This window comes from Rothia sp. HMSC071F11 (assembly GCF_001809115.1).
In the GTDB taxonomy this organism is placed as follows: domain Bacteria; phylum Actinomycetota; class Actinomycetes; order Actinomycetales; family Micrococcaceae; genus Rothia; species Rothia dentocariosa.
The window spans coordinates 60,515-73,162 of sequence record NZ_KV795763.1 but is presented as its reverse complement, the minus strand read 5'-3'; the positions used below and the strand labels follow the sequence as shown (position 1 = coordinate 73,162).

Annotated in this window: 8 protein-coding genes; all 8 read right to left on the bottom strand. The window is 57.9% G+C overall.

Annotation, left to right across the window (positions count from 1 at the left end; translation table 11 throughout):
• Positions 1–7 precede the first annotated feature (7 nt).
• Positions 8–1,333 (bottom strand): glycosyltransferase 87 family protein, encoded by a 1,326-nt coding sequence (locus HMPREF2554_RS08435; RefSeq protein ID WP_244864652.1) that lies wholly within the window; start codon positions 1,331–1,333, stop codon positions 8–10.
• A 228-nt stretch (positions 1,334–1,561) separates the two neighbouring features.
• On the bottom strand, positions 1,562–3,880 hold the full coding sequence (gene purL / locus HMPREF2554_RS08430; protein WP_070554703.1) for a phosphoribosylformylglycinamidine synthase subunit PurL: 2,319 nt from the start codon (positions 3,878–3,880) through the stop codon (positions 1,562–1,564).
• 29 nt (positions 3,881–3,909) lie between these two features.
• Positions 3,910–4,722: a phosphoribosylformylglycinamidine synthase subunit PurQ gene (gene purQ, locus HMPREF2554_RS08425; RefSeq protein ID WP_070554700.1), complete on the bottom strand. Its 813-nt coding sequence runs from the start codon at positions 4,720–4,722 to the stop codon at positions 3,910–3,912.
• 4 nt (positions 4,723–4,726) lie between these two features.
• Positions 4,727–4,978, bottom strand: coding sequence for a phosphoribosylformylglycinamidine synthase subunit PurS (gene purS / locus HMPREF2554_RS08420; RefSeq protein WP_004006543.1), 252 nt, complete (start codon positions 4,976–4,978; stop codon positions 4,727–4,729).
• Between the two features lie 1,014 nt (positions 4,979–5,992).
• The gene (locus tag HMPREF2554_RS08415) at positions 5,993–6,946 is read right to left on the bottom strand and encodes a 3-methyladenine DNA glycosylase (protein WP_070554698.1); all 954 of its coding nucleotides are present in this window, start codon (positions 6,944–6,946) and stop codon (positions 5,993–5,995) included.
• A 9-nt stretch (positions 6,947–6,955) separates the two neighbouring features.
• A complete protein-coding gene (locus HMPREF2554_RS08410; protein ID WP_004006547.1) occupies positions 6,956–8,251 on the bottom strand; it encodes an aspartate kinase in 1,296 nt (431 codons plus the stop codon).
• A gap of 189 nt (positions 8,252–8,440) precedes the next feature.
• Positions 8,441–9,577 (bottom strand): recombination mediator RecR, encoded by a 1,137-nt coding sequence (gene recR / locus HMPREF2554_RS08405; RefSeq protein ID WP_070554696.1) that lies wholly within the window; start codon positions 9,575–9,577, stop codon positions 8,441–8,443.
• Between the two features lie 42 nt (positions 9,578–9,619).
• Positions 9,620–12,493, bottom strand: coding sequence for a DNA polymerase III subunit gamma and tau (locus HMPREF2554_RS08400; protein WP_070554695.1), 2,874 nt, complete (start codon positions 12,491–12,493; stop codon positions 9,620–9,622).
• Between the last annotated feature and the right edge of the window lie 155 nt (positions 12,494–12,648).

The following is a 12,648-nucleotide window of genomic DNA, read 5'->3' as shown; positions in this document are numbered from 1 at the left end:
CCTGCTGCTACGCGGCCTGAGGCTCGGGTTTGGGACCCGCCGTGACCGCGCGATCGCGATTCTGCGCTATGCGTACGGCCGGGGTGAGCGCCGAACCTGCCCAAAGAGCCATGACCGCATAGAGACACAGGATCGGCACGGTCGAAAACAACAAGGCATACTGCGCAAGATGGTTGAGGCTGTTGAATCCGCCACCGATGGCGGCACCCAGCCACATTGGCGAAATATATAGACCGATAAACGCCACCCACGTCAAAACACGTGCGGTACCGGATAACCAGGCGGGCAGGTGTGTGAAAAACAGAGGGAAAGCATCAAGAACAAGCGTCATGATAATCAGCGGGAACATGACGTTATGATGCGACCAGCTGATGGGGGAGATGCTCACCATCAAAAACCCGCCGACCGCCACCTGAGATAGCACAAGATTACGGCGAATAAGCTGGCGCAGAAGCACCGCACAGAGACCGATCGTAGCAAGAACAAGGGCGTAATATACGGGCCTCAGGGTAGGCTCACGCAGACCCAGGTGCATCAACCAGCCTTGAATCGAAATATTATCGGCGAAGTTAATACCTCCAACGCGGCCGGAATCCGAAACGGCGCTCGTCCAGAACGTAACTGCCTGCTGCGGAAGGAAGATAAACCCAAGAAGAATGGTAGTGCCGAAAGAAGCGCCTAGGGTAAGGATGCCGCGCCAGTCTTTGCGCATGAGTAGAATAAGGCCGAAGGCAAGCGGGGTGAGCTTAATACCGCCCGCGATGCCGATAAGCGCACCCCGGGGAATGCGGGTTGCCGGTCGTATAAAATCGGCAAGCACCAGCGTAAGAATGATGGGGTTGATTTGTATCAGCGAGAGCCCGCGCCGCCATGGCCCGGTCATAATAATGATGAACGTGAGGGCAGCAATGACGCCGTATGTGCCGAGTCTTTCCTGGAAAGGGATGCTGTAGCCGCGGTCGGTGGCATAGTTATAGATAAGGGTTGCCAGCCACCATGCAACACCGATGCTGATCGCATACATGATGGCGATGCCCACCCACGCGGGCAGAAAAGCGAACGGTAAGAACACGAGCGCGGCAAAAGGCGGGTAGGTGAAGGGCAACCTAAAGTCGCCGTACTCCAGGAGATTGCGGGCGTAGAGATCTTTGTGCATGCCGTCGTTATCGAAGATGGTCATGGCACCGAAACGGTAGACATTGAAGTCTAGTCCGCCCGTGAATTCGATATAGATAAGCCAACCGATAACAAAGAGAGCGAATGCCGCGAGCGTTATTCTGCCCGCCTTAGGTATGTCTGGCGCAAAGACCTGCACGGATGGTGCTGCGGTCATGGTGATCTTTCTGTTGTGTCTGTGCATTTTTTGGGATGCGGTTCGGCGGGGCGAATGTGTTATCGGTGTGAACGGTTTATGTAACCTATCCTCCAGTCTAGCGTGTGAAAGCGCAGGTGGGGAGTGCCTTGAAGCAGAAAAAGCTCTTGATGTGAGGAAAGCAGTGGAAACTCTGCTTTAGTCACACCAAGAGCCTTTGTACGGGAAAGGCAGTGCCGATAGGGGAACTTAGCCCTGCGCCACCTCACCAAAGTGAGCTGCCATGGTGCCTTCGTGAGCGGCACGCAGGTCATCAAGGTTGATGGAAACCTCGTTTTGGAAGTCAAGCGCGTTCGAGAGCGCATCCACTACGCCGATGCGCGCGAACGGGAACTGTCGGGCGGTGCACATATCCTTGAAACGTACCTCCTCAGAACGCGGGACGGAAACCACCACGCGACCTAAGGACTCCGAGAACAGCAGGGTGAACAGGTCGAGCCCGTCGCGTTCGGCAACTTCGCCCAGCCCGATGCGCGCCCCGGTGTTGAAACGCAGGCAGGCTTCCGCGAGTGCTGCGGCAAGACCACCGGCGGCAACGTCATGTGCCGCATCGATCATGCCGTCACGCGACATATTCACGAGCATATCGCCAAGCTGACGTTCAACCGCCAGATCAACCTTCGGGGGCAGACCCCCCAGGTGGCCCTTGAAACGCGCCCATTCTGAACCGTCCAGCTCGTCACGCGTAGTACCCAGCAGGTAGATGGCCTGACCGTCGTGTTCCGGGGCCCAACCCGAGGGGGTGCGCCGGGTAACGTCGTCCATTACGCCCATCATCGCGACCACAGGGGTCGGATTAATGGCCTTACCTCCGGTCTGGTTGTACAGCGAGACGTTACCACCGGTGACCGGAACACCTAGCTCCATGCAGCCGTCGGCAAGACCGCGCACGGCTTCCGCAAACTGCCACATGACATCCGGATCTTCGGGGGAGCCGAAATTCAAGCAGTCCGAAACCGCGACCGGGCGGGCACCCACGGTTGCCACATTACGGTAGGCCTCCGCCAGAGATGCACGCGCGCCCTCATACGGGTCAAGGTAGGTAAAACGTGGTGATGCGTCAGTCGCCAGCGCGACCCCCAAATTGGTGTGCTCATCCACACGCACCACACCTGAATCATCCGGCATAGAGAGGGCTGTGTTGCCCTGCACGTAGCGGTCGTACTGGTTGGTGATCCAGGACTTGGAGCACATATTCGGGGACGCCATGAAAGCCTTGATAGCCTCGCCCAGCTGTTCGCCGCGCGGGCGTGCATCGTCGGCAGCGGAGCCTGTGAAATGGTCTGCCTGGAGTGCATCCTGACCAGCCGGGCGCGCATAGGGGCGCTCATAGGTGGGACCATCGTGCGCCACAGTACGCGGGTCTACATCAACGATCACCTGGCCGTCCCATTCAATGGTTAGGCGACCGGTATCGGTCACCTCGCCCAAGAAGGAGTACTCTACGCCCCATTTCTTCATAATCGCCTCAAAACGCTCGACGTTCTCGGGCGAAACGACCGCCATCATGCGTTCCTGCGATTCCGACATCAGAATTTCGCCGGGGGTTAAGGTGGGGTCTCGCAAGAGTACTTTGGTAAGGTCTACATGCATGCCGCCCTCGCCGTTGGAGGCGAGCTCACTGGTTGCACAGGAGATACCGGCAGCGCCGAGATCCTGAATGCCTTCGACCACGGAACCCTTGAAGAGTTCCAGGCAGCATTCGATCAGAACCTTCTCGGCGAAGGGATCGCCTACCTGCACTGCGGGTCGCTTGGAGGGCTTGGTGTCGTCAAAGGACTCTGAAGCCAGCACGGATGCGCCGCCAATACCGTCGCCGCCGGTGCGTGCCCCGAAGAGCACTACCTGATTGCCCACGCCGGATGCATTTGCCAGGCGAATATCTTCGTGGCGCATAATACCGACTGCCAGGGCATTGACGAGGGGGTTTGCCTGGTAGCAGGCGTCAAATTCGGTTTCGCCGCCAATATTGGGCAGACCCAGAGAGTTGCCGTAGCCGCCGATGCCCGCAACCACACCGCCGACCACGCGGGCGGTATCCGGGTGGTCGATAGCGCCGAAACGCAGCGGATCCATAACCGCGATCGGGCGTGCACCCATCGAAATAATGTCACGCACAATACCGCCCACGCCGGTTGCCGCACCTTGATAAGGCTCAACATAGGAGGGGTGGTTATGTGACTCAATCTTGAAGGTTACCGCCCACCCGTCGCCGATATCGGTTACGCCAGCGTTCTCGCCGATGCCGACCATCAGATCTTTTTTCATCTCATCAGTGACCTTGGCGCCGAATTGCTTCAGGTGCACTTTCGAGGATTTGTAGGAGCAATGCTCGGACCACATGACCGAGTACATGGCCAGCTCGGCCGCGGTCGGGCGGCGGCCCAGAATCTTCTTGATGTCTTCGAACTCGTTTTCCTTTAACCCCAGCTCTGCCCAGGGGAGTTCGGTATCGGGGGTTTCCGCCGCGTGCTCGACGGTATCGAGGTTAAACTGCTTCTCGCTCATCGCTTGTGTCTATCCTTGTCGTCGTGCGTCTAGCGGGCGTTGATCAGGTTGGAAAGAACGGAGGTGAAGACGCCCAAGCCGTCGGCACCGCCTCGTAGTGAAACATCACCGAATCCGGAGGATGAGGGACCAAAACCGGGCTCAACCGCGTGTTCTGGGTGGGGCATCAGACCGACGACGTTTCCGCGTTCGTTGCTGATACCGGCAATATCGTGGCGTGAACCGTTCGGGTTGAAACCCACGTATCGGAACACCACGCGATTCTCGGCTTCGAGCCCCTCTAGGGTTTTGGCGTCCGCCACGTATTGACCGTCCTGGTTTTTAAGCGGAACCACAATCTCTTGCCCAGGTTCGTAAGATCCGGTCCACGAGGTGGCGTTATTTTCGATGCGCAGGGTTTGGTCACGGCAAATGAACTTGCGGTGATCGTTCTTAATCATGGATCCGGGGAGCAGATGCGACTCGGTAAGAATCTGAAAACCATTGCAGATGCCCAGCACCGGCAGGGGAGCAGAGCCCGATGTTCCCGCTGCGTTTGCTGCCGCGATGACCGAATGCATGACGGGTGCTTTCGCGGCGATAGCGCCCGCACGCAGATAGTCGCCATAGGAGAAACCGCCGGGAATAATGACGGCATCAACGTTTTTGAGGTCTTCCTCGTCGTGCCAAAGTTCGACGACGGTTCCGCCCGCTAACCGTACTGCACGCGCCGCATCGCGGTCATCGAGGGTGCCGGGGAAAGTAATAACGCCGATGCGCGCATCAGCAAATTCGGGGTTAGGTGCCGAGACGCTGAAGTCGCCAACAAGGGGAACTTCGTGTGCTGCGAGTGATTCTGCCATGCTCTTAGTCCTCCAGAACCGAGACGTTCACAACGTCTTCGATGACGGGGTTTGAGAGTAGCTCTTCTGCCGCTTGGCGTGCCTGCGCAAGATGCTCTTCGGTAGCTTCGCCTTCGACGGTCAGCTCAAAACGCTTGCCTTGGCGAACGTCGGTGAAGGAATTTAGACCGATACGGGGCAGCTCGTGAGCGATAGCTTTACCCTGTGGGTCAAGAATTTCGGGCTTGAGCATAACATCAACAACAATACGGGCCATGTGCGGGCACTCCTTGGGTGCATGAGTTCTGATTGAGCCGTCTTAATGTTACCGCAAACACGCTTCTTGACGCCCGCTCGGCGAGCGAATTTTGACCGCAGTATTCAGTGAAAGAGCGGCGGGTACGGGAACGTGAAACTAGATGTGCAGAAATATGAAGATACCCATGGTGAGCTATGCCTTACCAAGAAGAAAGTGTGGAATCAAAACTCCTTGTAGAAAAGCGTAATAATTCTTCTCAAAAATCGTTCTCTGTGAGCGAACATCGGAATTTTGAAGTCTCTAGCAGGTGATGTTTCAGAATTGCGGATTAAAGAATAATTTTGGAGATTATGCATATCAGGATGCGCGCCTCAGCTAGTTCTCAAGCGTCGTGTCAATGTTTAAAGTATGCTTGAGCGGTAAACTAATCTCAAAGTTGCTGACTTCACATAAACTATTTACATGTAAATTATAAAAACCAATCTCGCATGCTGTATAGTATATTTCCGTTGTAAACTTTTGCTCCAGAAAAGTGACATCAACGATTCATTTTGCTCACATTTTGTTTAAAGTGATTATGTTCATAGGGGATGCATGATTACAAATTCTCTAAGAGCGTGTATGATGTCGCGCCAGTTTTCCAATGGCGCCTCATCGCACTCCTGCCATCACCACTGGCAGAAAACAAAACGGGCAAACCCTGAGCTGCATCAACCGCATAACCACCGTGGCTTGAAGAGGCATAGCGCGCGGCTATGTTAATTCACTCCGTTCCACCGAGCGGAATGAGCCATCATTTCCGGGGTGGGCGGTGATGCACCGCGCTGAGTCACCGCACAAGCCGTGCAGGACAATCACCACTAAGTAAATAACGATCGCTGAAAATATTCACCGAATACATGCGAGCTTGAAAAGTTTGGCACTTCAGAAAAGCTCGAAGATGCTCCTCGGGACGAAAAAGACAGGCTATCGCGATAGATAAACTCAACCACAAGTATTTCTCCCTCGTTTTCCGGCGGGGGAGAAATTAGTTTAAGCCACGGCGGCGCGATCGAGAGCGCCCTTAACCCGGCTCAAGACGCAACGGCGCAGCGTTACCGAACGCTCCGAAAGCTCGCGTTGATACCGCACATACTCGGCTTTACCCTCGGGGGTCTCTACCTTAATAGGCTCATAGCCCCAATTGAGAAGGTCGTACGGTGCGGCGCGCATATCGAGTTCGCGCGCATCCCAGGCAAGCTCAAAACAGTCCATCACGAGCGCCGAATCGATGAGCGGGATCAGCTTGTATGCCCACTTGTAGACGTCCATATTGGCGTGCAGACAAGCGGGCTGCTCCAGAGTGCGCTGTGCTTCACGGGTGGGCTGCAGCTCGTTCATGGGCGCCGCCTGAGGCATGAAAAACCGGAACGCATCGAAATGCGAACAGCGGATGCGGTGCGACTCAACCACCCGGTCGGTGCCCTCAGCACCCAAACGCAAATCCAGGTAGTCGTGACGAATGTTGTTCTGAACCGATTTATACGCCATCGCCCATTCGTGCATACCAAAGCATCCAAAAAACGCTTTTTTATCGGCTGTATTTGACAGAATTTCGCGAGTGAACGTGAGGGCGGTGCCGCGTTTGTCCACGAATTGGGGTATATCCACGAGAACCGCGTCGCCACGTTCGGCATGGGTGCGTGCATCGTCGGGGGAGAGCCCAGCTGAAAGGAGCTCGTCCTCGGTTGCAGCGCGGTAGAATTTCCAGTTGGCGCGTTCGGCGGCATCCAGCAGAATGACGCCAGCCCCCGGATGCCAGCGCTTGAACTGACCGGGCTTGAGCGTGTAGTACGTAAACAGGAAATCCTCGACCGGATGCGCCTGACCGCGCTCGCGCCTGCTCGTAAACGGGTCCGCAAAGCGCCCTGACCGGCGCTCATGCTCCTTCGCATAAGCACGCCAGAGCGAGCCGTCAAGTACTGTCACAGAGTGACTTATCTGCATTCTCCGAAACTAGCGGCCTGTTCCGCCGTATACGGTGGCCTCGCCTTCGGCATCGAGCTCGAAGGCGGTGTGTACCGCGCGGACCGCCTCATCAAGCTTTGAAAGCTCGGTGATAACCGAGATACGAATCTCGGAGGTCGAAATCATCTCGACGTTCACGCCCGCATTGCTCAGCGCCTCAAAGAAGGTAAACGAGACACCCGGGTTGGTCTTCATGCCCGCGCCCACAAGCGAAAGCTTACCCACCGCCTCGTTATAAATAACCTCTTCAAAACCGATCTCGGCCTGGGTCTTCTCAAGTACCTGCAACGCCTGCGGACCCTGCGCCTGGTTGAGCGTAAAGGAAATATCGGTCACGTTCGGGCGGTCGGTCGAGACGTTCTGCACGATCATATCGATGTTAATCTTGGCCTCATTGAGCAGACCGAAAACCTTAGCGGCAGATCCGGGGATATCGGGCACGCCCACCACGGTAATTTTTGCCTGTCCACGGTCGTGCGCAACGCCAGAAATCAGGGGCTGTTCCAAGGGAATCTCCTTCACATGGGTGGGGGTTAGTTCCGCGGAATTTTCCGGGATAACAAGAGTGCCTTCAAGATTCGAGAATGACGAACGCACATGCAGTTTCAGATTGAAACGGCGGGCGTACTCCACGCTGCGCAGATGCAGAATCTTTGCGCCATTTGCCGCCATCTCAAGCATTTCTTCACTTGTGACAGTATTGAGTTTATGCGCGGTTGATACGATGCGCGGATCGGCTGTGAACACGCCGTCCACATCCGAATAAATCTCGCACACATCCGCATGAAGCGCCGCCGCAAGAGCGACCGCCGTAGTATCTGAACCGCCGCGACCGAGGGTCGTAATGTCACCGCTCTGGCGGTTAACACCCTGGAACCCCGCTACAATCGCGATGTTTCCGGCCTCAACAGAGCGGCGAATACGGTCTGGATTGACCTCCACAAGCCGCGCCGCGCCATGCACGCCGTCAGTAATCATGCCCGCCTGGGAACCCGTGAAAGACTGCGCCTTCGCGCCTAGATCATTGACCGCCATCGACAGAATAGCCGTCGAGATGCGCTCACCCGCAGTCAGGAGCATATCGAGCTCGCGCGAGGGGGTAACGGTAGCGGTTACTTCAGCGGCAAGGTCGAGTAGTTCATCAGTGGTGTCACCCATCGCGGAGACGACCACGACCACATCATTGCCCGCTTTTTGGGTGTCCACGATGCGCTGGGCGACGCGTTTGATACCCTCGGCATCCGCGACGGAAGAACCGCCGAACTTTTGGACGATCAGGCTCATTGAATTCTCCAGGTCAGTATTGAGTATGCCACCGGCTAGTTTACCGGCTCTTTACATAGTAGGCGGATGCGGCGCGCGGTGGGAATTGTGCACGTATGTGTATTAGAACGTGAAATATGAAGAACTGTTACGGATGACTCAGCGGAACCGAGCGGTGCACATCCCACTTTTACATAACGACAGGGCTTATTAGCTCCACGGGTTAACGTATTTGGCACCGGGCAGAGGCGGAACCTCCGGGGTAGGCGTGCGTAAGGGCTCCTCCTGTATTTTACGGATGCGCGCCTCATAATCCTCCGACCGGTGCGCGTGGATGCGGTAGGCATCAGCGCGCGTAATATCCACCGGAATCTGCTCAGCCTGAGCCGCCGATTTATGGGACTCGGGCGGGGTCTCTTGAGGGGAATCTGGCGTGTCTTCGGAACTCGGGGCATCTGCATGGGCAGAATCATCGAGTGCCTGCTCGATAAGCGCCTCATCAACGGTAGTCTGCGTGCCAGGTGAGGGGGAACTATCTGCACGAGAATTATCGTTCTCCGCGTCGTGCGGATTATCAGAGGAAGAATCCTCGGGCTCACCCTGGGAATCGTCAAGGTCGTCGAACATGCTCCCGCTCCAGCGTTTACGCGGCGCCCTTGGCTCAGTATCTGCGCGCTCACGTTCCGCCTGCTCTTCGTCAACCACCTGCTCAAAATCTTCGGCGGCATTCCCCTGAGCGATACCCGCGCCTTCGCTGATCACGCGGCGCCCCTCAAGCGCGCGCCCGAGCGTAATTTCGTCCGCATATTCCAGGTCGCCTCCGACGGGCAGACCGGACGCCAGCCGTGAGAGGCGAATGCCCAGTGGAACCAGCATTCGCGAAAGGTAGGTTGCGGTCGCTTCGCCCTCAAGGTTAGGGTCCATCGCCAGAATAATCTCTTGAATACGCTCATCTGCCAGGCGCGAGACCAGCTCACGAATGCGCAGCTGCTCGGGGCCAAGCCCCGCCAACGGGTTAATAGCTCCGCCCAGCACATGGTAACGCCCGGTGAAGGAACGGGTGCGCTCAATCGCCACCACATCTTTGGATTCCTCAACCACGCAAATCAGGCCCGGGTCACGCCGATCATCACGGCAGATAACGCACTGCTTCGTCTCCGAAACGTTGCCGCATATTTCGCAAAAGCTCACACTCGATTTGACCTTCGAAATCGCGTTGGTCAGGCGTGCCATGTCTGAGGCGTCAGAGTTGAGAATATAGAAGGCGATGCGCTGCGCCGACTTGGGACCCACCCCCGGCAGGCGACCAAGTTCATCGATGAGATTTTGGACTGCGCCCTCGTACATGCTTCTCCTCGTCTGTGTGTGCTGTGAGCGCGTTGTGCCGCGCTAAATCTGATGGAGTGGCCGTTCGTCGATCACCTTGCCGCCAATAATCTTTTCGATGGCGCGCAAACCGATATGAACGCTGTTCTCAATTCTTTCGTCGTCATCAGAAACGACGTCTTCTTCATCGTTCTGCTCCTGCTGTGCGCGTTGTCCGCGTGCTGGGGCAGATTTTGCGGGTTTCTCAGCGGGCGGCTCTTCGGGTTTTGTGTCCGCTGAATCCGGCCGCTGAGCCAGGGGTGGTAAAGGTGAGACCGGGGCGGATGCGGCAGCCTCCCGAGCCGGCTTATTCCCCGTGGACAGCGGCGCGGATGCGCTCGGTGCCGGAATATTGCTGAACTCGGCGTTCTCGGCGGTATCTACAGACTCAAGGGAAACTGAGGGGTAAGAGCCCTCACCCTGCGTCTGACCCGGATCCGGCGCGGAATCGTCCACCGGTTCATTGCGGCTACCAGCATCCTGGGGATCTGTATTACCGCTATCCTCACCCTGTTCGTGCGGACTCGGAGAATTCTGCTGCGGAATCCCGCTGCCCGAGGCCGCGAAGGAATCGCGCTCGCCAAAACCGCCCTCGGGAACCCGTGTATTCCCGCTATCTTCGGGTATTTCAGGGGGTACAGGCTCGGTTTCGGGAGGCAAGTTCGCTTGCGCCTCCGATGATGTGCTGGGGCGAGACGGGGAATCTTGAGGCGCTGTATCTTGCGGGGAAGAACCGGGCTGTGATGCTGCGGCGGGCTGGCCCTCAGCCGCATCATCCGGATAGGAATCCTCGGAATCTTGCGGGATAGGCGCGACCTCCCAGGCCGTAATGGGCGCATCCACGTTGGTTGTACCCTGTGATGCCGCCTCTTGCCCGGACGAGACGGGCTGCCCGTGACGGTTCCACGCATCCACGCCGCCACGCGGGCCGTCAGCAATCGGCGCGGGATCAGAAGACTTCTGGTTCGCGACGGGTGCCTGGGCAGGGCGCGCATCTGGCTGGGTTTGGGGACGCGCAACCTCGGCACGCACACGCACCTGCTTGCGGAGAAAATCGCTTACGCGCGCGCTCAACTCCGGCACAAAAGAAGCAACCGCCTTGAGCGTAGGCATATCTGCCCGCACATACAGTTCGCCGCTAATCAGACGCACGGGCTCAACCTGCAACAGTTTTTCGGATGCGCCCGGCGCACTCACCCGCGCGATCACGGCACGCCAGTTGGCACGCACCGAGGCAAGCGGGTCTTCTGCATCCGCGACTGTAACGCGCTTGACGGGAGTTTCCTGCGCGGCCGATGGTTCTGAGGGAACCGAACGGGACGGTTTGGGCTCCGAAGGGGCACCATCGGACGAACCTGTACCTTCTGCGGCAGAGGCCAATGGCGCGGAATTCTGAGGCGCGGAACCCTGAGACTTCTGAGTCTGGGGCGTCTCTTTTTGCTCGCCTTCAGTTTCAGACTTAGGCACCTGCTGATTCGTGTTCTGCCCTAAAACGGGGCCGCGATGCTGTGCCGATGCGTTCGTAGCCTCGGCACCAGCCGCCTTCTTTGACGCTCCGCCGCCTGCCGCCAACGGGGGAGCGGCATGCTGCGCGGGAGGTTGACGTTCGGCGGAACCGCCAGCGCTGGGCGATACGCTATTCTGCACGGCGGAAGGCACCCCCTGCCCCGCTGCGGGATTCCCCAAGCGTCCCCCACGTTGAGGCGCACCCGCACCACCGGCGGCAAGACGACGTTCGAGCGCATCCAGCCGAGAGGTCAAGGCTGTAAGATCGCCGCCAGCACCGCCCGGGCTATCCGCAGGAACCAGCAGCCGCGCGCATAGCAGTTCAAGCTGCAGCTGCGGGTTGGTGGCACCGGTCATAGAATTAAGCACTTCGTTAACGGTGCTCGCCGCGCCGGTCAGCTGGGCCGTGGTGAAGGTTTGCGCCTGCGTTTTGAGGCGTTCTATCTGGTCGGCGGGAACGCCTTGCAGAATCTGCGCGGCATTCTGTGGTACCGCCTGCACCACAATCAAATCGCGCAGGCGTTCGAGCAGGTCTTCGACGAAACGGCGGGGGTCTTGCCCGGTCGCCACCACCCGCGAGACCGCCTCGAAGAGGGAAGGCGCATCCTGGGCGGAAAACGCATCAATCACGTTGTCGAGAAGCTGGGCGTGCGTATATCCAAGCAGGGCGACCGCGCGGTCGTAGCTAATGCCGGATTCGGTGTTGGCACCGGCGATAAGCTGGTCAAGAATGGAGAGCGAGTCGCGCACGGAGCCGCCGCCAGCACGGATGACGAGTTGAAGCACACCGGATTCGACGGGTACGTTCTCTTCGCCGCAGAGCTTTTCGAGGTAGGGCAGAAGAACTTCGGGCGGTACCAGCCGGAACGGGTAGTGGTGGGTGCGTGAGCGGATGGTTCCGAGAACCTTATTTGGCTCTGTGGTGGCGAAGATGAATTTGATATGCTCGGGCGGTTCTTCCACGATTTTGAGCAGGGCGTTGAACCCTTCGCGGGTGACCATATGCGCTTCGTCGATGATGAAGATTTTGTAGCGGTCGCGCACGGGTGCGAGGGTTGCACGTTCACGCAGGTCGCGGGCATGGTCTACGCCGCCGTGGGATGCCGCATCCATTTCGATGACGTCGAGGGAGCCGCCGCCGTCGCGGGAGAGTTCGCGGCAGGAGTCGCATACGCCGCAGGGGGTGGGGGTTGGTCCTTGGGCACAGTTGAGGCAGCGCGCCAGGATTCGTGCGGAGGTGGTTTTGCCGCATCCGCGCGGACCTGAGAAGAGGTAGGCGTGATTGACGCGGTTGTTGGTGAGTGCGGTAATGAGCGGTTCGGTGACGTGTTCTTGCCCGATGACTTCGGCGAAGGTCTCGGGGCGGTAACGGCGGTAGAGTGCTGTGCTCACGGGTGACCTTCTGGTTGACGACGCGGGGTTCTACACTATTTTAGTTCACGGATGCGCGCTTGGGGTTTGGTTTCGTTACTGGCGTGGGATGGTTTATGCCTAAATTCTCGCCTGTGAGAAATGGCAGGCAGGTTATCTCAGATAAGTCTCTTGAA

What these genes read in the sequence shown, in the direction of transcription:
- purQ (WP_070554700.1), bottom strand. Translation starts at nt 4,722, where the DNA reads ATGGCAGAATCACTCGCAGCACACGAAGTTCCCCTTGTTGGCGACTTC.
- purL (WP_070554703.1), bottom strand. Translation starts at nt 3,880, where the DNA reads ATGAGCGAGAAGCAGTTTAACCTCGATACCGTCGAGCACGCGGCGGAA.
- recR (WP_070554696.1), bottom strand. Translation starts at nt 9,577, where the DNA reads ATGTACGAGGGCGCAGTCCAAAATCTCATCGATGAACTTGGTCGCCTG.
- purS (WP_004006543.1), bottom strand. Translation starts at nt 4,978, where the DNA reads ATGGCCCGTATTGTTGTTGATGTTATGCTCAAGCCCGAAATTCTTGAC.
- HMPREF2554_RS08435 (WP_244864652.1), bottom strand. Translation starts at nt 1,333, where the DNA reads ATGACCGCAGCACCATCCGTGCAGGTCTTTGCGCCAGACATACCTAAG.
- HMPREF2554_RS08415 (WP_070554698.1), bottom strand. Translation starts at nt 6,946, where the DNA reads ATGCAGATAAGTCACTCTGTGACAGTACTTGACGGCTCGCTCTGGCGT.
- HMPREF2554_RS08410 (WP_004006547.1), bottom strand. Translation starts at nt 8,251, where the DNA reads ATGAGCCTGATCGTCCAAAAGTTCGGCGGTTCTTCCGTCGCGGATGCC.